Consider the following 22,464-nt stretch of genomic DNA (forward strand, 5'->3'; position numbering starts at 1 on the left):
CAACGCCCGCCTTTAGGGTCAACGCCCCGCGCTAGAAGCTCGGACGTTAGAGCTCGTCGAGCATGCGGCGCTGTTCGGGTGTGAGCCCGTCATTCAGCTCGTCGCGCCCGGCCTTCGCCGCCGGCGACGGGGACGGGGAAGAAGAAGGGGCGGATGCCTTGGCATCCCGACGACCGACCCGGGCGGAGACCGACCCGATGACCTCGCCGGTCTTCGCCTCGATCCGATCGTCGATCTGGTCGTAGATGACCCACGCGAGCAGCAGATACAGCGGCGGGAGCACGTAACCCCAGAACCAGCCGCTGACGTTCACGCCGCTCAGCAGCACCGTGAGCACCCACACGATCAGCTCGACGACGAAGACCAGCACGTACTGGACGACCTTCTCGCCGATCTTCGTGCGGGACCCGGTCGACTTCGCCGCGGCGCCGCGGAAGGCCTTCAGCAGCGTCGGCTTCAGCGCCAGCGTCGCGAGCGTGAGGATGACGGCGGCCCACAGCGCGTTCCAACCGACCGCCACGCTGCGCATGAGCAGCCCGATCAGCAGCAGGACGACGACGTTGAAGACGTAGAGCGAGACGGCGCGGATCAGCCAGTTCTTCATGAGCCTGCGCTCCCTTCGATGCCGGTGATGCGGGCCTGTTCGTCGAAGCGGAACGTCACAGAGCCCGAGTCGTCGCTGACGGTCGCGCCCGTGAACTCCTCATCGGTCCACTGCATGTTCCAGCCGGCCAGGCGCGCGGCATCCCACACCGAGGAGCGCGCATCGCTCAGGTTCAGGCCGGAGAGGATGCGGGGCAGCTTGGCGGCCGCCTCGGCGACGGTGGTGGCAGGGATCGGAGCATCGAGCAGGAACACGGCGCGCGTTCCGCCGCCGATCGGTGCGGCGAAGTACGGCGAGCGTCCGGTGATCTCCACGGCGATCGTGCCGATCTGGTGCGCCGCGTCGGCGATCCAGGCGTCGAGGTCGTCCCCGGCATCCTCCGGGAAGGAGAGCTCCGACTGCGTGAGTTCGGTCAGCCCGTACTGCGCGCCATAGTCCCGCAGCTGCGCGGCGATTCCCTGCGGGTCGCCCTGCGGGTGCGCCCATGCCCACAGCAGGGAACGCGGCCCCGGTGCGATCGTCGCGACCAGGTGCGGGCGGGTGACGAGCGTGCGCGAGGGGTCTGACGTCGCGCTGAAGGTCAGCGTTCCGGCAGCCATGTCGGCATCCCACCGGTGCTCGCCGAGCGCGTCGACGGCGTCGGTGAGCGCATCCTGGCGGAGAGAGGCGAAGAGAGCTGCGCGGTCGGCGAGGGGCTGCAGGGCTGCGAAGGTCATGCGACCAGTCTGGCCGCAGTCCCTATGATTCCGCCACCACGCGCGGCGCGCTCGATCCGCGCGGCGCCGGTCATAGACTCGATCACGATGATGACGCCTCGCTCCGGTCGCCCGTTCTCCCTCTCCGGCCACGGTTACGAGGCGGAGGTCGCCGCCGTCGGCGCCACGCTGCGGATGCTGCGCCACGACCACCGTGACCTCGTGGTCCCCTTCGATGCGGACGAGGTCCGACCCGCCTACCGCGGAGCGACGCTCGCACCGTGGCCGAACCGAGTCGTGGACGGGCGGTACCGCTTCGCGGACGTCGGCCATCAGCTTCCGCTCACCGAGCCCGAGCGCGGCCACGCCCTGCACGGCCTGCTCGCCTGGAGTGCTTATGCGGACCGGGTCGTCGAGCAGGACCGCGTCGTGCTGGTCGCGACGATCGAACCACAGACCGGCTACCCGTTCCGCATCGAGGTCGAGGTCGAGTACCGGCTGGACGCGGACGGGCTCACCCAGACCGTCACCGCCCGCAACACCGGCGCGGATGCCGCACCCTGGGGCACCGGACCGCACCCGTACCTCGTCGGCGGTGAAGGACGGGTGGACGACTGGACCCTGTCGCTGCCGGCATCCGAGGTCCTGACGGTCACGGAAGACCGGCTGATCCCCACCGGTCTCGAAGCGGTCGACCGGCACCCGGAGTGGGATTTCCGGATGCCGCGGCAGATCGGCGATGTCTTCATCGACCACGCCTTCACGGCACTGGCCCGCGAAGACGGCCGCGCCGAGGTGCGCGTCACGGGAGCGGACGGCTCCGGTGTCGCGATGAGCTGGGACGAGAGCTGCCCGTGGGTGCAGATCCACACCGCCGACAATCCGGCGCTCCCGGCCGCACACCGCGCAGGGCTCGCCGTCGAGCCGATGACCTGCCCGCCGGACGCGTTCAACTCCGGGACCGACCTGGTGATCCTGGCGCCGGGCGACGAGCACACCGCCGCGTGGCGGATCAGCGCGATCTGAGCGGAGAGGGACGCGATGCGTGAGAACTGGGCCGGCAACCTGACGTACCGGGCGGCGGAGTACGTCGAGCCGGCATCCGTCGACGAGCTCCGCGACCTGATCGCCGCGCGCCCCGCCGTGCGCATCCTCGGCACGCGGCACTGCTTCAACGACATCGCAGACACCACCGGCACGCAGATCAGCCTCGCCGGCCTCCCGCCGGTCATCGAGGTCAATGAGAGTCGGGATGCCGTGCGCGTCTCCGGCGCGCTGCGCTACGGCGACCTCGCCCCCGTGCTGGAGGACCAAGGGCTCGCCCTCGCGAACCTCGCCTCGCTGCCGCACATCTCCATCGCCGGCGCCGTCGCCACCGGGACGCACGGCTCGGGCGACCGCACTGGGTCGCTGGCGAGCGCCGTGCGGGCGCTCACCGTCCTCGCCGCGGACGGCGAGATCCGTCAGATCACGCGCGGCGACGACGACTTCGACGGCGCCGTGGTCTCGCTCGGCGCACTCGGCGCCGTGCTCGACGTGACGCTCGACGTGCAGCCGAGTGCGCAGTACGCGCAGCACGTGTTCGAGCAGCCCCGCTGGGATGCCATCCTCGACGACCTCGATGCCGTCACGAGCGCCGGCACCAGCGTGAGCATATTCTCCACCTGGCAGCGCACGGACGCGGCCGACCAGATCTGGATCAAGCAGGCCCAGCCCGACGGCTCAACGGACTCCAGGGCCGCGGTCGCCGCACGTCTACAGGCCGTTGCGGCCACCCGCCCGCGGCATCCGATCCTGTCCGAGCCCGCCGAGGCCACCACCGAGCAGGGCGGTGTGCCTGGACCGTGGTTCCTGCGGCTGCCGCACTTCCGGCTGGACTTCACGCCGTCGGCGGGTGCCGAGCTCCAGAGCGAATACCTGGTTCCGCGGGCCGACGCCGTCGCGGCGATCACGGCCGTGCGATCCATGGCCGACCGCATCGCCCCACTGCTGCTCGTGAACGAGATCCGCACCGTGCAGGCCGACGATCTCTGGTTGAGTTCCTCATACCGGACGGATGCCGTCGGGCTGCACTTCACGTGGAAGCGCGACGAGGCGGCCGTGCGTGCGCTGCTGCCGGATCTCGAGGCCGCACTGCCCGTCTCGGCGCGGCCGCACTGGGGGAAGGTGTTCACCCTCCCCGGTGACGAGGTGATCGGTCGCTACCCGCGCTGGGACGACTTCGCGGCGCTTCGGGCCAGGTTCGATCCGGAGCGGAAGTTCGCGAACGACTATCTGACGCGGCTCGGACTGTAACGCCGGTTCAGCGGGCGCCCAGGGCGCTGATCGCCTGCCGAGCTGCGCCGAGCGCCACGTACTCCGCGGGTTCCGGCACCTCGACGGGGATGCCCAGGACGTCGGGTGCGATGCGCTGCACGGCCTCCGACTGTGCGCCGCCGCCGATCAGCAGTGCCCGCTCCAGTGGGATCCCGAGCGAACGCAGCGCGTCGAGACCGGCGCCCAGTCCGCGCAGCATGCCCTCGACGGCCGCACGCGCAAGGTTCGGACGCGTCGTCGACGACAGGGTCATGCCGGTCAGCTCGGCCGTGGCATCCGGAAGATTCGGGGTCCGCTCGCCCTCGAAGTAAGGGAGGAGCGTGAGGCCGCCGGCGCCGGGCTCGGCCTGCAGGGCGAGGGCGCTCAGCTCGTCGAGGGAGACATCGAGCAGGGATGCCGTGACCGCCAGCACCCTGGCGGCGTTGAGCGTCGCCACCAGTGGGAGGAAGTTGCCGCTCGCATCAGCGAAGCCCGCCACGGTGCCGGACGGATCGGTCACAGCGCGGCTGCTCACCGCGAACACGGTGCCGGACGTGCCGATCGAGACCACGACATCGCCGGGCGCCGCTCCGAGACCGAGTGCGGCTCCGGCGTTGTCGCCCGCCCCACCGCCGACCCGTCGGCCGTCGCCGTCGAGCACATGCTCGTCCGGTCCGAGCACGCGCGGAAGCACCGCATCGTGGCCGAGCGCCGCGCTGAGGAGGTCGCGGTCGTACTCGCCGCTGACCGGATTCCAGTACCCGGTTCCCGAAGCGTCGGAGCGGTCGGTGACGAGCTCCTCGAGCACGGGTTTCTCCGGGCCGAAGCCGCGCAGGCGCCAGGTCAGCCAGTCGTGGGGGAGGGCGACGGCTGCGACGCGGCCGGCGTTCTCCGGCTCGTTGTCGCGCAGCCAGCGCAGCTTCGTGATCGTGAAGGATGCCACCGGCACGAGCCCCGTGCGCGCGGCCAACTGCTCGGCGCCGAACTCCGCGACGAGCTCCGCGGCGGCATCCGCCGACCGGGTGTCGTTCCACAGCAGCGCGTCGCGGATGACGCGGCCGTCCGCGTCGAGCGCGACCAGACCGTGCTGCTGCCCCCCGATCGACCAGGCGGCGATATCGTCGAGCCCGCCGGCCTCCGCGATCGCGCTGTTCAGTGCGTACCACCACGCCTCGGGATCGACCGATGTGCCGTCGGGGTGCGACGCGCGACCGGTACGCACGACGGCGCCCGTCCCGGCGTCGACGACGACGACCTTGCAGGACTGGGTCGAGCTGTCGACCCCGAGGACGAGCGGCATGATGGCATCCTTTTCGGTGTGAGCGTGTCCGAGAAAGTGCTGGTCAGCTGAGACGACACCCGCATGTTCCCGGACACGCGGGTGGACGATGTCCGGAAAGATGCGGATGCAGTGCGCCGACACTCGCATCTTCCCGGACGCCGCCGGGGGAGATCAGCGCGCGCCGAGCAGGTGCTCGGTGGCGAGCTGCTGCAGACGGACGAAGCCGAAGCCCTTGCCGCCGAGGTACGCGTCGGCGTCGAAGTCCTCAAACGCGCTGCGGTCGGCGAGGAAGTCGTCGTACGACTCGCCGGGGTTCAGCGTCGGGGTGGACAGCTCGTCGACCTTCGCGGCGGCCAGAGCCTCCTGCACCTCGGGGTCGGCGCGGAACGCCGCTGCACGCTCCTTGAGCAGCAGGTAGGTGCGCATGTTCGCCGCGGCGGAGTCCCACACGCCGGTCTCGTCCTCGGTGCGGCTGGGCTTGTAGTCGAAGTGACGCGGGCCCTCGTAGGCGGGCACGCCGCCGGGGCCGCCGTTCTCGAGCAGGTCGACCAGCGCGAAGGCGTTGTGCAGGTCGCCGTGGCCGAACACGAGGTCCTGGTCGTACTTGATGCCGCGCTGACCGTTGAGGTCGATGTGGAAGAGCTTGCCGTGGTACAGCGCCTGGGCGATGCCTGCGGCGAAGTTCAGTCCCGCCATCTGCTCGTGGCCGACCTCGGGGTTCAGGCCGACGAGCTCGGGGCGCTCGAGCGAATCGATGAAAGCGATCGCGTGGCCGAGCGTGGGCAGCAGGATGTCGCCGCGCGGCTCATTGGGCTTGGGCTCGATGGCGAAGCGGATGTCGTAGCCCTTGTCGGTGACGTAGTCGCCGAGCAGGTTGACGGCTTCGCGGTAGCGCTCGAGGGCTGCGCGGATGTCCTTGGCGGAGTCGTACTCGGCGCCCTCGCGGCCGCCCCACATGACGAACGTCTTCGCACCCAGCTCAGCGCCGAGGTCGAGCTGGCGGAAGACCTTGCGCAGGGCGTAGCGGCGCACGTCGCGGTCGTTCGAGGTGAAGCCGCCGTCCTTGAAGACCGGGGCGCTGAAAAGGTTGGTGGTGACCATCGGCACGATGAGGCCGGTGTCGTCCAGGGCGCCCTTGAGGCGGTCGATCTGCGTCTGGCGCTCGGCGTCGCTGGAGCCGAACGCGAACAGGTCGTCGTCGTGGAAGGTCAGACCGTACGCGCCGAGCTCGGCGAGCTTCTCGACCGCGTGCACGACGTCCAGTGCGGGGCGGGTCGGGCCGCCGAACGGATCGGTGCCGTTGTAGCCGACGGTCCAGAGGCCGAACGAGAACTTGTCATCGCGGGTGGGGGTGGGCATGGCTGCTCCTCTGCAGACGGTGGACGAACATAAGTTGTGAAGCACAACATATAACAGGCGAGCAGTGTGCGCAATCCGCCCGGCCGACCGGCGTCACTGCCGCGGTGCGGCCGTGGATTCGCGCACGATCAGCGTGGTCGGCATCCGCACCGGTTCCGGATCGCTTCCCTTCAGGACATCGAGCAGCATCCGCACGGCGGCTGTCCCCATCTCGGGGAGCGGCTGGCGAACCGTTGTGAGCTGCGGCGCGTGCGAGGCGGCGTCGAGGATGTCGTCGAAACCGACGACCGAGAGGTCGGCCGGCACGCGCAGCCCGCGTTCTGTGGCGATGCGCATCATCTCGATTGCAGAGAGGTCGTTCGCGGCGAACACCGCGGTGGGGGTGTCCGGCAGATCGAGGATCGCGTGTGCGCCCGCGGTGGAGTCGGCTGCGCGGTATCCGCCGTCGACGACGAGTGCAGGATCGAACGGGATGCCGGCGGCGGTGAGCGCCTCGCGATATCCGCGCTCGCGCTCCTGGGCCGACTCGAGGTCGGTGCGCCCGCGCAGATGCGCGATCCGGCGGTGGCCGAGGGAGATGAGATGGTCGGTCGCCGCTCTGGCGCCCTCGAGGTTCGCGACGCCGATCGTGGCAGGACCGTCCGCCCCGACATGGGGGTCGACCGCGACGATGGGCACCGAGGTCTCGGCGCGGGTGGTGGTCGGGGTCACCAGGATGGCCCCGTCGATGAGCGTGCCGCCCAGCCGTGACAACGACCGCCGCTCCCAGCCCAGGTGCTCGCCCGCCGACACGCTCCCGGCATAGGCCAGGACGTCGTAATCGGTGCCCTCGAGCGCCGCAGAAACGCCCCGCAGCAACTGCAGCGCGAACGGTTCGAACTCCGCGACGAGGACCCCGATCACATTCGTGCTGCGCCGACGCATCGAGGTGGCGACGAGCGAACTCTCGTACCCGAGGTCCTCGACGACGGTCATGACGTGCGAGAGCGTGTCAGGTGACACGCCGTAGCGGCCGTTGATGGCCTTCGACACCGTGGCGACCGACACCCCGGCAGCGCGGGCGACATCGGTGATCGTGGTCCGGCGGTTCATGGGCTCACTATATCCAGATTGTCGAAAACGTTATCGATATCGATTGACATCACCATGGGAGCGGTGTCAGAGTGGCACTCGCACGATATTGGTGCTGCTGGCAACAAATTCGGCCCGGGGACTTCCGCCCACGGCCGCGGCACCGCTCGACGCGGCGGTGCATCACTCGATGAAGAGGAGAACACGGCATGAAGACACGCAATGCACGAGCTGCTGCCGCAGCCGTCGCAGCCCTGATGGCAGTGGGGCTGGTTGCATGTTCCGGTGATTCAGGCAACACCGGTGGCGACGCCGAAGGGGGCGACGTCACGCTCACGATGTGGCACAACTCCACCACCGGCGACGGCAAGCAGTACTGGGACGACGCCGCAGCGGCGTTCCACGAGGAGAACCCCGAGGTGACGATCAAGGTCACCTCCATCCAGAACGAGGACATGGACGGCAAGCTGCAGACCGCCGTCAACTCCGGCGACATGCCCGACATCTTCATGGCGCGCGGCGGCGGAAAGCTCGCCGACATCGTCAGCGCGGGTGCGGTGAAGGACCTCACGGACCTCGTCGACGACGACGTCAAGAGCGCGTTCGGTGAGGCACCGTTCAACGCCTTCACGGTCGACGGCAAGATCTACGGCATGCCGAGCGCCGTGCTGCCCGGAGGCCTGTTCTACAGCAAGGACCTGTTCGAGCAGGCCGGCATCACCGAAGAGCCGCAGACGATCGATGAGCTCGAGGCGGCCGTCGACAAGCTCAAGGACGCCGGTGTCGCGCCGATCGCCCTCGGGGCCAAGGACGCCTGGCCGGCAGCGCACTGGTACTACTTCTTCGCTCTGCGGGCGTGCGGCCAGGACCTGATCGCGAACCTCACCACCGACCCGGACTTCACCGACGAATGCTGGCTGACCGCGGCGGAGAACCTGGCCGACTTCGCCCAGGTCGAACCGTTCAACGACGGCTTCCTGACCACGTCCGCACAGGAGGGCGCCAACTCGTCCGCCGGTCTGGTGGCCAACCACAAGGCTGCCATGGAGCTCATGGGCGCATGGAACGTCGGCGTGATCGCGAGCCTCACCCCGGACGAGAAGCCCCTGCCGGACCTCGGCTGGTTCCCGTTCCCCGAGGTCGACGGCGGCGAGGGCGGAGCCGGTGCCATGATGGGCGGCGTCGACGGCTACTCGTGCTCGGCCGACTCGCCGGCCGCGTGCGAGGAGTTCCTGAACTTCGTCTCGTCGAAGGACTGGCAGGAGAAGTACGCCGTGGCATTCCAGACCATCCCGGCCTCGCAGGACGCACTCGGCGCCGTCACCGACCCGTCGCTGGTTCCGCTGATGGAGGCGTACAGCAACGCGCCGTACGTCGCACTGTGGCTGGACACCGCTCTCGGACAGAACGTCGGCAACGCGCTGAACGTCGGCGTCGTCGACATGCTGGCAGGCAAGGGCGACCCTGAGAAGCTCGTCGCGCAGGTCAACGATGCTGCGGCGAGGGGCTGAGCCGAACAATGGCCGAACCCCAGGTGCTGGCGGACGCCGTGCCTGAGAAGACCGTTCGTACCGGGGCCGACGACTCGTCGGCCCCGGTACGGCGCCCGCGACGCGCCGACTGGCGCAAGCGCGCCGAGATCGCGATCCTCTCCGGTCCTGCTCTGCTGATGTTCGTCGGCTTCGTCATCTTCCCGGTGATGCTGGCCTCGTACTACGGATTCTTCAAATGGAACGGCTTCGGCTGGCCCACGGAGTTCGTCGGACTCGACAACTACCTCCTCATGTGGCGCGACGACAGCTTCCGAGAAGCCGTCAGCCACAACTTCATCATCGTCGTGCTCTCGCTCGTCATGCAGGGGCCGATCGCGATCCTGTTCGCTCTGCTGCTGAACCAGAAGATCCGCGGTCGCTCGCTGATCCGCGTGCTGATCTTCATGCCGTACGTGATCTCCGAGGTCATCGTCGGCGTCGGCTGGAGCCTGATCATGCAGGATGCCGGCGCACTGAACTCCCTGCTGGAGAAGTGGGGCCTGGAGCAGTTCCAGCAGTCGTGGCTGGCCGACCCGTCCATCGCGATGGGCACACTGATGGTCATCATCACGTGGAAGTACATCGGCTTCGCCGTCATCCTGATGCTCGCCGGCATGCAGTCCATCCCCGAGGAGCTGTACGAGGCCGCCGCGATCGACGGCGCCGGATTCTGGAAGATCCAGTGGAGCATCACGCTTCCCCTGCTAGGACCGACCATCCGCATCTGGGCGTTCCTGTCGATCATCGGATCGCTTCAGCTGTTCGACCTGGTCAACATCATCTGGGGTCAGTACATCGCGTCGATCGCAGGAACCTCGACGATGGCGACCTACATGTATCAGAACGGCCACCTCGCCGGCAGCTACGGCTTCGGCAACGCGGTGGCGGTCATGCTCTTCCTCATCTCTCTGGTCATCGCACTCACCTATCAGCGCTTCGTGCTGCGACGCGACACCGAGGGCGCTGTGACGGGCGAGAGCGGAAGGAAGAAGCGCAAGTGACCACTGAGAACCTGAGCACGTCGCTGCTGGTCCAGCCGAAACGGCCCGGCGGCAGACGACAGGCGCCGAAGGTGCGCTGGGGCAGTCCCGGCGTGTACCTCATCGCGATCGTGCTGATCACGATCTGCATCACGCCCGTGCTGTACATCGTCATCGGCGGATTCCGGACCAACGCGCAGATCACGGTGGACCCGTCCGGCTTCCCCTCGCCGTGGGAGATCGCCAACTACGGCGACGTGCTGGCGAGTTCCGAGTTCTGGACCGCGATGATGAACTCGACCATCTCCGCGGTCGGGACGACAGCCGGTGCCGTACTGCTGGGCGTCATGGCGAGCTACGTGATCGCCAGGTACGACTTCGGCGGGCGCGGTGCCATGTACGCGCTGTTCGCGGCCGGTCTGATGTTCCCCATCACCGTCGCGATCACGCCGCTGTACCTGCTCATCCGCAACCTGGGCCTGGTCAACAGCCTGGCCGGCATCATCCTGCCGCAGATCGCGTTCGCGCTGCCGACGACGATCATCATCCTGGTGCCATTCCTGCGGGCCATCCCGAAGGACCTGGAGGAGGCCGCGTCGATCGACGGCGCGTCCCGCCTCGGCTTCTTCTGGCGGATGGTGATCCCGCTGAGCCTGCCAGGGGTCATCACCGTCGGCATCCTGGCCTTCGTCGGGTCGTGGAACGGGTACATGCTGCCACTGTTCATCCTCAGCGATCAGAGCCTGTTCACCCTGCCCCTGGGCGTGCAGAACTTCGCATCGCAGTACTCTGTCGACACGGCCCGCGTGCTGGCGTACACCTCATTGTCGATGCTGCCCGCGCTGCTGTTCTTCAGCCTGTTCGAACGCCGCATCGTCGGCGGCCTGACCGGCGCCGTCAAGGGCTAGGACCGAATCATGACCTTCACATCTTCACCGGAGACATCTATGCCCGCGGCCATCCCCGCATTCCCTCGCGCCACGCCCCGCGTGGCAGAACTGCTCTCGCGCATGACGCTGGAGGAGAAGGTCGCGCAGCTCGTCGGCTACTGGCTCGACCAGGGCGGTGAGGTCGTCGCCCCGATGCAGAACGAGATGGGTCGCGCGGGTGCCGGCGAGGCGCTCGCCGAGATCACGCGGGACGGCATCGGGCACTACACCCGGGTGTACGGCACCCGCCCGGTCGACCCGGCCGAGCGGGCGGCCTGGCTGTGGCAGGAGCAGCGCAGGCTGAAGCAGGAGACCCGACTCGGCATCCCCGCGCTCGTCCACGAGGAGTGCCTGACCGGACTCGCCGCGTGGAAGGCCGCCACCTTCCCCACGCCTCTCGCGTGGGGCGCCTCGTTCGACCCGGAGCTCGTCGCCGAGATGGGTACGCTGATCGGCGAGTCGATGCGTGATCTCGGCATCCATCAGGGGCTCGCCCCCGTGCTCGATGTCATCCGCGATCCGCGCTGGGGACGCGTCGACGAGTGCATCGGCGAGGATCCGTACCTGGTCGGCACGGTGGGCACCGCCTATGTGCAGGGACTGCAGTCCGCCGGCGTGCACGCCACCCTGAAGCACTTCCTCGGGTACTCCGGCTCGCGTGCCGGCCGCAACCACGCGCCCGTCTCGGCGGGCCCGCGCGAGGTCGCGGACGTGTTCCTGCCGCCGTTCGAGATGGCCATCCGCGACGGCGGGGTCAAGAGCGTCATGAACAGCTACACCGAGATCGACGGCGTGCCGGTCGCCTCGGACCCGCAGCTGCTGACGAAACTTCTCCGTGAGGACCTCGGCTTCGACGGTGTGGTGGTGGCGGACTACTTCGCCGTCGCGTTCCTGCAGACGATGCACGCCGTGGCCGCCGACCGCGGCGAGGCGGCGCAGCTCGCGCTGACCGCCGGCATCGACGTCGAACTGCCCTCCGGCGACGCGTACCTCGCACCGCTCGTCGAGCGCGTCCGATCCGGGATGCTGGACGAGGCGTACCTGGACCGCGCCGTCATCCGGGCGCTGCAGCAGAAGGAGGAGCTGGGCCTGCTCGACCCCGATGCCTTCGAGGACGCGCCGCCCGCGCACATCGACCTGGACAGCCCGCGTCACCGCGAGGTCGCCCGCCGCCTCGCTGCGGAATCGCTCGTCCTGCTGTCCAACGACGGAGTGCTGCCGCTGCGCCCGGACGTGAAGCGCGTGGCGCTCATCGGCCCGAACGCCGACAGGGCGGAAGCCCTTCAGGGCTGCTACTCCTTCGCGAACCACGTGCTCGCGCACCACCCCGACCACGAGCTCGGCTTCGAGATCCCCACCGTTCGAGAGGCGCTCTCCGAGGCGCTGCCCGAGGCGGAGATCGTCGTCGCTCGCGGCTGCGCCGTCGATGACGATGACCGCTCCGGGTTCGAGGAGGCCGCCGAACTGGCAGCCGGCGCCGACGTCGCGATCGTCGTGGTCGGCGACCAGGCGGGCCTGTTCGGACGCGGCACGGTCGGCGAGGGGAACGACACCGAATCGCTCGAGCTGCCAGGCGCGCAGCGGGACCTCGTCGAACGGCTGGTCGCGACCGGCACCCCGGTCGTGATGGTCATGCTCACCGGGCGGCCCTACGCGATCGGCTGGGCGCTGGACGCCGGCGAAGCGGCGGGCACGGACGCTGTCCCCGCCGCCGTGGTGCAGTCGTTCTTCCCCGGTGAGGAAGGCGGGCGGGCGATCGCCGCGCTCGTTACCGGTACGGCGTCGCCCTCGGGCCGGCTGCCCGTAAGCCTGCCGCGGTCCGCAGGGGCCGCGCCGTACAGCTACCTGCACCCGACCCTCGGCGGAGCCTCGGATGTCACCTCCACCGACCCGACGCCGGTGCGGCCGTTCGGGTTCGGGTTGACGTACACGACGTTCGAATACGCGGATCTCGCCGTCGACACGCACGCCAGCACCGACGGACGCTTCACGGCATCCGTCACCGTCACCAACACCGGCGACCGCGCCGGCACCGACGTCGTGCAGCTGTACGCCCGCGACCTCGTCGCCTCGGTGACGCGGCCAGTAGCCCAGCTGCTGGGCTACGCGCGCGTCGCGCTCGAGGCCGGCCAGTCCCGACGGGTGAGCTTCGATGTTCCCGCGGCCCGGCTCGCGTTCACCGACCGCAGCGGCATCCGCGTCGTGGAGCCGGGGGAGGTCGCGGTCTGGGTGGGATCGCACGCCGCAGCGACCCCGGCGCAGGAACAGGACGATGCCACCGGAGGCGTGATCGCGAACGCCCGCCGTCGCCGTCGGCGCGAGGTGCCGGGATCGGCCACGGCCGCGCGGATGCTCTCGCTCACCGGCGCAGTCCATGCCGTCACGGGGGCCGACGCCCGGCTGGTCGAGGTCTCCTGGGAATGATCTCGGCCGCGAATCCGATCCTCCCCGGCTGCTACCCCGACCCGTCGATCTGCCGGGTCGGGGACGAGTACTACCTGGTGGCCTCCACGTTCGAGTACCTGCCCGGCCTTCCCGTCCTGCGCTCGCGAGACCTGGTGCGCTGGGAGACCGTCGGTCACGCGATCGATCGCGCCGGCATGCTCGACTTCGACGGCATCCGCTCCTCGGGCGGGCTGTACGCGCCGACCATCCGGCACGACGGGGAGCGCTTCTGGATCGTCTGCACGCTCGTGGATCCGTCCGACGACGCGCGCGGCGGCAACTTCCTCATCACGGCGACAGATGCCGCCGGGCCGTGGAGCGATCCGATCTGGCTCGACGCGGACGGCATCGACCCGTCGGTCGCGTTCGACGAGTCTGGGCGCGTGTGGATGCACGGCACCCGACTGGCGCGGAACCCCGCATGGCACCATCAGACCGAGGTGTGGGTGCGCGAGTACTCCCCGGACGAGCGTGCACTGGTGGGCCCGGAGCATGTGATCTGGCGCGGCGCCGTGAACGGCGTCGTGTGGGCCGAGGGGCCGCACCTGTACCCGATCGACGGGCGCTGGTACTTGATCGCCGCGGAGGGCGGCACGGAGTTCCATCACGCGGTCAGCGTGGCGAGAGCCGATCAGGTGACCGGGCCCTATGAGGGCAACCGCGCCAACCCGGTATTCACGCACCGTCACCTCGGCCGCGGTGCCGGAGTGATCGGCGCGGGGCACGCGGACCTGATCCAGGCGCCGGACGGCTCGTGGCAGGCGGTCATGCTGGCCATGCGGGCATCGGACGGCCATCACTATCCGCTCGGACGTGAGACGTTCCTGTGCCCGGTGGAGTGGGAGGACGGCTGGCCCGTCTTCGCCCCCGGTCGCGGTCGCCTGCCGGAGACGGTGGACGTGCCGTGGGCGGATGCCGCGTCTCCGCCGGATGCCTGGCAGCCGGACGACCGGCGTCCGGGCGCCGTGCCGCCGGACGATCCGCGGTGGACGTCGCTGCGGGTGCAGCCGACGCAGATCGCGACGGTCGAGAGCGACGACGAGGGTGTGCAGGCGTGGCGTCTGCCCGTGCGTGCCGAGTCGCCGGCGGATGCCGGGACCGTGGCGTTCCTCGGCGTGCGGCAGCAGCACGCGGATCTCGATGCGACGGGCATCCTCGACGTGTCGGATCTCGCCGTAGGGGAGACGGCGGGTCTGGTCGTTCGACAGTCCGAGGACGACCACGCGACGGTGCGGGTGACCAGGAGCGCGGAGGGGCTGATGCTCAGCGCCGTGCACCGGCGCGCTGGCGGGGAACACGTGATCGCGCAGCGGACGCTCGCTCCGGCCGACACCGTGCGCCTGGCCGTGCGATCGCGCGGATACGAGTACCACCTCCTGGGCGAAGGAACGGTGCTGGCGACGATCGATGCGCGCGAGCTGGATGCTTCCGCGACCGGAGGATTCCTCGGGATCTGGCTCGGCGTCTTCGCCACCAGTCATGGGAGTGAGCCACGGGGACACGTGCGCATCTCGCGCTTCCACTACGAGCCGTCCGACTCACAGGTGCCGGTACCCTGAGGGCACCCGGCAGAGCAACGTCAGAGGAATGAGTGCATCGATGAGGGAACGCGCGACCGCGGTCGAGGGAGTGCGCCGCACGAACCTCGGCGAAGTGCTGCGATTGGTGCACCATGAGGGCCCGCGGTCCCGGTCCTTGATCACGGCCGAGACGGGTCTGAACCGTTCGACCGTGGCCGATCTGGTCACCGCCCTCGTCGATCGCGGACTGGTCGAAGAGCAGGAGCCGGATCAGACCAAGCGGGTCGGCCGTCCCAGTCCCGTCGTCACCGCGAGCGCCGATGTGGTCGCGATCGGCGTGAACCCCGAGGTGGATGCGATCGAGATCGGCGCGGTCGGCCTCGGCGGAGGGCTCCGGGCGCGTGCCCGGATCGAGCTCTCCGGCGTGCCGAGCATCGCGGACGTCGTCGACACCGTCTCCGGGACCGTGGAGCAGTGGCGGGAAGATGAGCTCTCGGGCTGCCGTGTCGTGGGCCTAGGCGTCGCGGTCCCCGGTCTGGTGCGTACATCGGACGGTCTCGTGCGCCTCGCGCCCCACCTGGGCTGGCGGGACGAGGACCTCGCGACACCTCTCGCCGACGCGCTGGGGCTTGCGGTGACGGTGGGCAATGACGCGTCCCTCGGCGCGCGGGCCGAGCACCTGTTCGGCGCCGCGCGTGAGCACGCCGACGTCGTGTACCTCAACGGCGGTGCGAGCGGCATCGGCGGCGGCGTGATCCTGGACGGCACGCTGATCCGCGGCGCCGGCGGCTACGCCGGCGAATGGGGACAGACCCGACCGGGCATCGCCAACGAAGCGCACCGACGCACGCACGACGGTGTGCTCGAGGACGAGGTCAACCGCGCCCGGCTCATGGCCGCGGCGACCCTCGTCAGCGGCGACGACGCGGCGCTCGCCGCAGCCCTCGCCGGCGACCCCGGTCCGACCGCGGATGAGGAGGTCATCCGGCAGCGGCGGGTGCTCGCCGCGACGATCGGCAACGCGGCGAACGTGCTGAACCCGTCGATGATCGTGCTGGGCGGCTTCCTCAGCATCCTGCGCGACCGGGACCCGGAGGAGTTCGACGCCGACGTACGGGCGCGCTCGCTCGCGGTCGTGGCAGAGGACCTGCAGATCGCTTCGGCAGCGCTGGGACAGGATCGTCTGCTGATCGGCGCCGCCGAGGCGGCGTTCGCACGTCTGCTCGCCGATCCGCTGGGGTAGCGGCGCGCTTCTCACACGTTCAGTAGCCGGCCCGCTGCGTGGTGTCGGCGTCCGGGATCCAGTCCGCCGCGAGCTTCTCGGTGGCGCGCGCGAGGATCGACACGTCGGCCGCGACAAGCGCGAAGGAGGCTCCGGCGCCGAGGTAGCGACGTGCGGTGGCCGGGTTGAAGGCGTTCACGCCGACGGGCTTGCCGGCAGCACGCACCTCGGCGATCGTGTGCTCCACGGCTGCGACGACATCGGGATGCTCCTGCTGGCCGAGCAGCCCCATGGAGGCTGCGAGGTCGCTCGGGCCGATGAAGACGGCATCCACACCCTCGACCTCGGCGATGGCGCGCGCGTTCTGCACCGCGGCGTCCGTCTCGATCTGCACGCTCAGCGACGTGATCTCGTGGGCGCGTTGCAGATAGTCCTCGATGCGGTTGAACTGTCCGGCGCGCGCGAGCGCGCTGCCGACCCCGCGGATGCCGCGCGGCGGGTAGCGGGTCGCAGCGACGGCGGCCGCGGCATCCGCGGCGCTGTTCACCATCGGCACCAGCAGATTCTGCGCGCCGGCGTCGAGAACCTGCTTGATCAGGGTCGCGTCTCCCGACGGAACCCGCACGACGGGCGTGATCGGGTACGGGGCGACCGCCTGCAGCAGAGCGAGGATGGACTCGAGGCCGATCGGGCTGTGCTCGGCGTCGATCAGGGTCCAGTCGAGGCCGGAGCCGGCGACGATCTCGGCGGCGACCGGGCTGCCGGAGCAGATCCAGGCGCCGACGAGAGGGCGATCTTCCGCCGCCAGCCGGTCGCGGAACGACGGCGCGGGCTCTATACGAAACGGCATGTGATGACCCCCATCTCGCGGTAGTCGCAGCGCACCTCGTCGCCCTTGTGCACCCACATGGGGCGGGTGAACGAGCCGGCGAGGATGACCTCGCCCGCCTCCAGGCGCGCGCCATGCTGATGGAACTTGTTCGCGAGCCACGCGACCCCGGTGGCCGGATGGCCGAGAACGCCCGCGGCGACGCCGGTCTCCTCGATCTCCCCGTTGCGGGAGAGCACTCCGGGCACCCAGCGCAGGTCGATCTCGTCCGGCCGCATGTGCACGTCGCCGAGCACCATCGCGCCGTACGCGGCGTTGTCGCTGATCGTGTCGACGATCGTGCGGCCCTCCAGCTCGATGTGCGAGTTGAGCACCTCGAGTGCGGGGACGGCGTAGTCGATCGCGGCCAGGGCGTCCTCGAGCGTGCAGTCCGGGCCCTCCAGCGGCTCCTTGAGCACGAATGCGAGTTCCACCTCGATGCGCACGTTCGAGAAGTCGTCGAAGCGGATCTCCGAGCCCGAGGGGTACACGGTGTCGTCGAACATGACCCCGTAGTCGGGCTCTGTGATGCCGGTCGCCTGCTGCATCGCTTTGGATGTCAGGCCGATCTTCCGGCCCACCAGCGTGCGTCCGGCCGCGAGGTTCTTGTCGCGCCATATGCCCTGGATGGCATAGGAGTCCTCGATCGTGGCATCCGGATACCGGGCCGTGATCCGCGGGACGACCCCGTGCGTGCGATCCGCCTCCGCGAGCTCGTCCGCGATCCGCTCGATCACCTCGGCGGGCAGCGTCACAGCTGGTGCCCCAGCTTGTACTCACCCTGCTTGTACTCCGGCATGGATTCCTCGCCCTCGTCCCTGCGAGTGTATGAGAAGCCGTCGGCACCGATCGTGACTGCCATCTCGCTGTCGTCGGTGCGTGCGGCGACCGGCTGCGGGTTGCCGTCGAGGTCCAGCACGAGGGACGCCTCGGTGTACCAGGACGGCACGACGGGGTTGCCCCACCAGTCGCGGCGCTGGTTGTCGTGCACGTCCCACGTGACGACCGGGTTGTCGGGGTCGCCGGTGTAGTAGTCCTGCGTGTACACCTCGACGCGGTGCCCATCAGGGTCGCGCAGGTAGAGATAGAACGCGTTCGAGACGCCGTGGCGGCCCGGGCCGCGCTCGATCGCATCCGAGCGGCGCAGCGCCCCGAGCTTGTCGCAGATGGCGAGGATGTTGTGCTTCTCGTGCGTCGCGAAGCACACGTGGTGCATCCGCGGGCCGTCGCCGCCCGTCATCGCCGTGTCGTGCACGGTGGGCTTGCGGCGCATCCACGCGGCGTACACGGTGCCCTCTTCATCCTGGATGTCTTCCGTGACGCGGAAGCCCAGGTCCTGCATGTACTTCACGGCGCGCGGCACGTCGGGGGTGACCTGGTTGAAGTGGTCGAGGCGGACGAGCTCGCCCGGGGTGTGCAGGTCGTAGCGCCACGACATCCGCTCGACGTGGTCGGCCTGGTAGAAGAACTCGTACGGGAATCCGAGCGGGTCGACCACGCGCACCGAGTCGCCGATGCCCTTGACGAAGCCGTTCGCCTCGCGGCGCACATCGCAGCCGAGCTCGGTGTAGAACTCGACGGCGCGATCGAGATCTTCGGAGGTGCGCACGCGGTAGGAGAAGGCGGCGACGGCCGCGACCGGTCCCTTGCGCAGCACGAGGTTGTGGTGGATGAACTCCTCGGTCGAGCGCAGGTAGATCGCCTCGTCGTCCTCCTCGGTGACGTACAGCCCGAGGATGTCGACGTAGAACTGGCGGGATGCCGCGAGGTCGGTGACCACGAGCTCCATGTACGCGCAGCGGAGGATGTCCGGCGGCGAGGCCTCGGGGGTCGCGACGGGATTGTCCGTCTCGATCGGGGCCTCCTGCGACACGTAGTAGCCGGAGGAGGTGAGCGTCATGTCTGCACGGTTCGTCATGTCAGCGTCCTTACTGCTTTCCGAATACGGGGTTGTGGACCTCGCCGAGGTTGATGTGCACCGCCTGCTGGTCGGTGTAGAAGTCGATCGAGCGGTAGCCGCCTTCGTGTCCGAGTCCGGACGCCTTCACTCCGCCGAACGGGGTGCGCAGGTCGCGCACGTTGTTCGAGTTCAGCCAGACCATGCCGGCCTCGACGTCGCCCGCGAAGTTGTGTGCGCGCTTGAGGTCGTTGGTCCAGATGTACGCGGCGAGCCCGTAGCGGGTGTTGTTCGCGAGCGCGAGGGCCTCTTCATCGCTGTCGAAAGGGGTGATCGCGACGACGGGGCCGAAGATCTCCTCCTGGAAGATCCGGGCGTCGGGGGAGACGTCGGCGAACACGGTCGGGGCGACGTAGTTGCCGGTCTCGAATCCGTCGGGCCGGCCGCCGCCGGCGACGAGACGCGCCTCGGACTTGCCGATCTCGACGTAGCTCATCACCTTCTCGTAGTGCTCGGGGTGCACGAGTGCGCCGACCTCGGTGGTGGGGTCGTGCGGGTAGCCGACCTTCACGCGCTTCGCCTGGGCGGCGTACTTCTCGACGAACTCGTCGTAGATGCTGCGCTCGACGAGGATGCGGGATCCGGCCGTGCAGCGCTCGCCGTTGAGCGAGAACACCCCGAAGATGGTCGCGTTGATCGCGGCCTCGAGGTCGGCGTCGGCGAAGACGACGGCAGGGGATTTGCCGCCGAGCTCCATCGACAGGCCCTTGAGGTACGGGGCGGCGTTGCCGAAGATGATCTGGCCGGTGCGGCTCTCGCCGGTGAACGAGATCAGCGGCACATCGGGGTGCTTAACGAGCGCGTCGCCGGCATCCTCGCCGAGACCGTTCACGAGGTTGAAGACGCCCTTCGGCAGGCCCGCCTCCTCGAAGATGCCGGCCCACAGGGATGCCGACAGGGGAGTGAACTCGGCGGGCTTGAGCACGACCGTGTTGCCGGTCGCGAGCGCGGGGCCGAGCTTCCACGACTCGAGCATGAACGGCGTGTTCCACGGCGTGATGAGGCCGGCGACGCCGATGGGCTTGCGGTTGACGTAGTTGATCTGGCGGCCGGGCACCTTGAAGGTGTCGTCGGCCTGGGCGACGATCAGATCGGCGAAGAACCGGAAGTTCTCGGCCGCGCGCCGCGCCTGGCCGAGGGCCTGAGTGATCGGGAGGCCGGAGTCGTACGACTCGAGCTCTGCGAGGCGCGCGTCGCGGGACTCGACGAGGTCGGCGATGCGGTGCAGCACGCGGCTTCTCTCGCGGGGGAGCATCTTCGGCCACGGCCCCTCGTCGAACGCACGCTTGGCCGCGGCGACGGCGCGGTCGATGTCGGCCTTCTTGCCGGCGGCGGCCGTGGTGTAGTTCTCGTTCGTCACCGGGTCGAGCACGTCGAAGGTGTCGCCGTCGACCGAGTCGACGAACTCGCCGTCGATGTAGTGCTGGATGTGATCGGGCAGATCTGCGGGGATGCGGTTGTCAGTCATGATTCCTCCGGTCTCAGTGGACGTGCGTGCCGACGGCGTCGTCGGGGTGAGCTGTGGTGAGGTAGGCGTCGAGCGTGGCCGAGTGGTGCTCGCGTGCGACGCGCTCGATCTCGTCGATCGGGGCGCTGCTCTCGATCAGGGCGACGATCTGCTCGTGCTCCCTGACCGACTCGTGCGCGCGGCCGGGTACGAAGCTGAACGTCGAGTCGCGCAGGCGGTTCAGGCGCTGCATCTCGACGGTGACCAGTTCCTGCAGCCGCGGGTTGGGGCACGGCGCGATGAGGGCCGCGTGGAACTCCTGGTTGAGCTGCGTGAACGCCGACGGGTTGAAGTGATCCAGCGTCTCGATCATCTTCGCGTTGATCGCCCGCGCGAGCTTCAGATCGTCGGCGGTGAGGTGACGGGCGGACAGCGCGGTGGCGCTGCCTTCCAGGATGCTGAGCGCCTCCATGCTGTGGCGGTACTGGCGGTCGTCCACCATCGCCACGCGCGCACCGACGTTGTGCTCGAACTGCACGAGCCCTTCGGCCTCCAGCTGGCGGATCGCCTCGCGCACGGGCACCACGCTCATGTCGAGTTCGCCGGCGATGGCGCCGAGCACCAGCCGGTACCCGGGCGTATAGGCCTGGCCGGCGATGCGCTCCTTGATCCAGAGATACGCCTGCTGCGACTTGCTGAGGGTCTTCGTCATGCGCGGCTCGCCTCGTACTTCGCGCGCCATTCCGCGTTCATCGGGAACAGGCCGTCGACGGGATGCCCCGCCTCCACTTGCTCGGCGATCCAGGCGTCCTCCTCCTCCTGGGCGAGCGCCGCGTCCACGACCTCCTCGACCAGCGCGGGCGGGATCACGATCACGCCGTCGCCGTCGCCGACGATGATGTCGCCGGGCTGCACGGCGGCGCCGCCGCAGCCGATCGTGACGTCGACCTCCCACGGCACGTGCTTGCGCCCGAGCACCGAGGGGTGAGCGCCCTGCGAGAACACCGGCAGACCGATGCGCACGACCTCCTCGAAGTCGCGCACGCCGCCGTCGCTGACGACTCCCGCCGCGCCCCGCGCCTTCGCGCGCAGGGCGAGGATGTCGCCGAGAGTGCCGGTCGTGGCATCCCCGCGCGCCTCGATCACGATGACCTCGCCGTCGCCCACAGCGTCGAAGAGCCGCTTCTGCGCGTTGTATCCGCCGCCGTGGCTCTTGAAGAGGTCCTCGCGGGCGGGGATGAAGCGCAGGGTGCGTGCGGTGCCCACGATCGTCGTGCCGGGGATGTTCGCGGCGACGCCGTCGATGAAGCAGGAGTGGTGGCCGCGCTTGCGCAGCTGGGCGGAGAGACCGGCGGTGGGCGCCTGCTCGAGCTTGGCGCGGAGATCGGGGGAGAGGCCGGTGGTCGCCGGCTCGAGCCCTGCTGCTTCGGCCGAGCCCCACGCCTCGGTGCGCTGCGTGTCATCGACCGTCGGCAGCGAGCCGAGGGCCTTGTCGAAGGGCACGTCGCCCTGCGTCACGGTGGTGACCAGACGCCCGCTGGTCGGCGCACCGGATGCGTTCGGGGCATCCACCTCGACCTCGACGACGTCTCCAGGCACGATCACGGACGATCCGGCGGGCGTCCCGGTGAGGATGACGTCTCCGGTCTCGAGGGTGAAATGCTGCGAGAGGTCGGCGACGAACTGCGCGAGCGGGAAGATGAGACCAGCGGAGTTGTCGTCCTGGCGCAGCTCGCCGTTGACCCAGGTGCGCACCCGGATGTCGTGCGGGTCGACCGTGCGGGCGTCGATCAGGTCGGGGCCGATGGGCGTGTAGCCGTCGCCGCCCTTGGAGCGGACGTTCGATCCCTTGTCGTTCGCGCGCAGGTCGTAGAGGCCGAGGTCGTTGGCGGCGGTGACGGATGCCACGTGCGACCAGGCGTCTTCGAGGCTGACGTTGCGAGCGGGCTCGCCGATCACGAGCGCGATCTCGCCCTCGAACGCGAGGAGCTCGGTGCCGGCGGGGCGTTCCACGGTGCCACCGGATGCCGCGACGGAGCTTGAGACCTTGAAGAAGTAGGAGGGGTGCGCGGGGCGCCGGCCGCGCTGGTCGGCACGGGATGCGTAGCTGAGGTGGATCGCGATGATCTTGCCGGGGCGAGCGATCTGGTTCGTCACGGTGGGCGCCTCCTTGCGTCGAGAGCATCGCTCTTGTGCGATGTATTTGAAATCGTATATCATCCTGACAACGGGTCGCAAGCATCGTTTGAACGCGATGA

At 69.3% G+C, this 22,464-nt stretch carries 19 protein-coding genes; 8 read left to right on the forward strand and 11 right to left on the reverse strand.

What is annotated here, in order from left to right; all coding sequences use genetic code 11:
• Window positions 1-46: 46 nt before the first annotated feature.
• Window positions 47-604: a hypothetical protein gene (locus MAE01_RS11045; RefSeq protein ID WP_147039611.1), complete on the reverse strand. Its 558-nt coding sequence runs from the start codon at window positions 602-604 to the stop codon at window positions 47-49.
• Window positions 601-1,320, reverse strand: a complete 720-nt coding sequence (locus MAE01_RS11050; protein ID WP_147039612.1) for a DUF6882 domain-containing protein — start codon at window positions 1,318-1,320, stop codon at window positions 601-603. Before MAE01_RS11050 ends, MAE01_RS11045 begins: the two co-directional genes overlap by 4 nt.
• An 87-nt stretch (window positions 1,321-1,407) precedes the next feature.
• On the opposite strand from MAE01_RS11050, the gene MAE01_RS11055 reads away from it, so the two are divergent.
• Both MAE01_RS11055 and MAE01_RS11060 read left to right on the forward strand, forming a co-directional pair.
• A complete protein-coding gene (locus tag MAE01_RS11055; RefSeq protein WP_147039613.1) occupies window positions 1,408-2,325 on the forward strand; it encodes an aldose 1-epimerase family protein in 918 nt (305 codons plus the stop codon).
• Between the two features lie 15 nt (window positions 2,326-2,340).
• Window positions 2,341-3,594 carry a D-arabinono-1,4-lactone oxidase gene (locus MAE01_RS11060; protein WP_147039614.1) on the forward strand — a complete coding sequence of 418 codons (1,254 nt, stop codon included), beginning with the start codon at window positions 2,341-2,343 and terminating at the stop codon, window positions 3,592-3,594.
• Between the two features lie 7 nt (window positions 3,595-3,601).
• On the opposite strand, the gene xylB is transcribed toward MAE01_RS11060, so the two are convergent.
• The 3 genes from xylB to MAE01_RS11075 form a co-directional block, all read right to left on the reverse strand.
• Window positions 3,602-4,894 carry a xylulokinase gene (xylB, locus tag MAE01_RS11065; RefSeq protein WP_147039615.1) on the reverse strand — a complete coding sequence of 431 codons (1,293 nt, stop codon included), beginning with the start codon at window positions 4,892-4,894 and terminating at the stop codon, window positions 3,602-3,604.
• Between the two features lie 153 nt (window positions 4,895-5,047).
• Entirely contained in the window at window positions 5,048-6,235 is a 1,188-nt protein-coding gene (gene xylA, locus MAE01_RS11070; RefSeq protein WP_147039616.1) for a xylose isomerase, read from the reverse strand.
• 93 nt (window positions 6,236-6,328) lie between these two features.
• Window positions 6,329-7,327 carry a LacI family DNA-binding transcriptional regulator gene (locus MAE01_RS11075; protein WP_147039617.1) on the reverse strand — a complete coding sequence of 333 codons (999 nt, stop codon included), beginning with the start codon at window positions 7,325-7,327 and terminating at the stop codon, window positions 6,329-6,331.
• Window positions 7,328-7,515: 188 nt separating this feature from the next.
• On the opposite strand from MAE01_RS11075, the gene MAE01_RS11080 reads away from it, so the two are divergent.
• The 6 genes from MAE01_RS11080 to MAE01_RS11105 are packed head-to-tail and all read left to right on the forward strand — an operon-like array spanning window position 7,516 to window position 15,955.
• Window positions 7,516-8,817, forward strand: a complete 1,302-nt coding sequence (locus MAE01_RS11080; RefSeq protein WP_147039618.1) for an ABC transporter substrate-binding protein — start codon at window positions 7,516-7,518, stop codon at window positions 8,815-8,817.
• Between the two features lie 8 nt (window positions 8,818-8,825).
• Window positions 8,826-9,839, forward strand: a complete 1,014-nt coding sequence (locus MAE01_RS11085) for a carbohydrate ABC transporter permease (RefSeq protein ID WP_147039619.1) — start codon at window positions 8,826-8,828, stop codon at window positions 9,837-9,839.
• Between the two features lie 26 nt (window positions 9,840-9,865).
• Window positions 9,866-10,726: a carbohydrate ABC transporter permease gene (locus tag MAE01_RS11090; RefSeq protein ID WP_371861773.1), complete on the forward strand. Its 861-nt coding sequence runs from the start codon at window positions 9,866-9,868 to the stop codon at window positions 10,724-10,726.
• A 9-nt stretch (window positions 10,727-10,735) separates the two neighbouring features.
• On the forward strand, window positions 10,736-13,171 hold the full coding sequence (locus tag MAE01_RS11095) for a beta-xylosidase/alpha-l-arabinosidase (RefSeq protein WP_222591672.1): 2,436 nt from the start codon (window positions 10,736-10,738) through the stop codon (window positions 13,169-13,171).
• Window positions 13,168-14,751 carry a glycoside hydrolase family 43 protein gene (locus MAE01_RS11100; protein WP_147039621.1) on the forward strand — a complete coding sequence of 528 codons (1,584 nt, stop codon included), beginning with the start codon at window positions 13,168-13,170 and terminating at the stop codon, window positions 14,749-14,751. Before MAE01_RS11095 ends, MAE01_RS11100 begins: the two co-directional genes overlap by 4 nt.
• A gap of 40 nt (window positions 14,752-14,791) precedes the next feature.
• A complete protein-coding gene (locus MAE01_RS11105; protein ID WP_147039639.1) occupies window positions 14,792-15,955 on the forward strand; it encodes an ROK family transcriptional regulator in 1,164 nt (387 codons plus the stop codon).
• Window positions 15,956-15,974: 19 nt separating this feature from the next.
• Here MAE01_RS11105 and MAE01_RS11110 read toward each other — a convergent pair whose 3' ends face one another.
• Genes MAE01_RS11110 through MAE01_RS11135 form a run of 6 tightly spaced genes read right to left on the reverse strand, consistent with a single transcriptional unit; the run spans window position 15,975 to window position 22,363 of the window.
• The gene (locus MAE01_RS11110; RefSeq protein ID WP_147039622.1) at window positions 15,975-16,784 is read right to left on the reverse strand and encodes an HpcH/HpaI aldolase family protein; all 810 of its coding nucleotides are present in this window, start codon (window positions 16,782-16,784) and stop codon (window positions 15,975-15,977) included.
• Window positions 16,769-17,551: a 2-keto-4-pentenoate hydratase gene (locus tag MAE01_RS11115; RefSeq protein ID WP_147039640.1), complete on the reverse strand. Its 783-nt coding sequence runs from the start codon at window positions 17,549-17,551 to the stop codon at window positions 16,769-16,771. Before MAE01_RS11115 ends, MAE01_RS11110 begins: the two co-directional genes overlap by 16 nt.
• A 2-nt stretch (window positions 17,552-17,553) precedes the next feature.
• The gene (gene hpaD / locus MAE01_RS11120) at window positions 17,554-18,720 is read right to left on the reverse strand and encodes a 3,4-dihydroxyphenylacetate 2,3-dioxygenase (RefSeq protein ID WP_147039623.1); all 1,167 of its coding nucleotides are present in this window, start codon (window positions 18,718-18,720) and stop codon (window positions 17,554-17,556) included.
• Between the two features lie 10 nt (window positions 18,721-18,730).
• Window positions 18,731-20,227, reverse strand: coding sequence for a 5-carboxymethyl-2-hydroxymuconate semialdehyde dehydrogenase (hpaE, locus tag MAE01_RS11125; RefSeq protein WP_147039624.1), 1,497 nt, complete (start codon window positions 20,225-20,227; stop codon window positions 18,731-18,733).
• Window positions 20,228-20,240: 13 nt separating this feature from the next.
• Window positions 20,241-20,918 carry a GntR family transcriptional regulator gene (locus MAE01_RS11130; protein WP_222591673.1) on the reverse strand — a complete coding sequence of 226 codons (678 nt, stop codon included), beginning with the start codon at window positions 20,916-20,918 and terminating at the stop codon, window positions 20,241-20,243.
• Window positions 20,915-22,363 carry a fumarylacetoacetate hydrolase family protein gene (locus MAE01_RS11135; protein WP_229718062.1) on the reverse strand — a complete coding sequence of 483 codons (1,449 nt, stop codon included), beginning with the start codon at window positions 22,361-22,363 and terminating at the stop codon, window positions 20,915-20,917. Before MAE01_RS11135 ends, MAE01_RS11130 begins: the two co-directional genes overlap by 4 nt.
• Window positions 22,364-22,464: the final 101 nt, after the last annotated feature.

It is taken from the genome of Microbacterium aerolatum, from assembly GCF_007988825.1.
In the GTDB taxonomy this organism is placed as follows: Bacteria; Actinomycetota; Actinomycetes; order Actinomycetales; family Microbacteriaceae; genus Microbacterium; species Microbacterium aerolatum.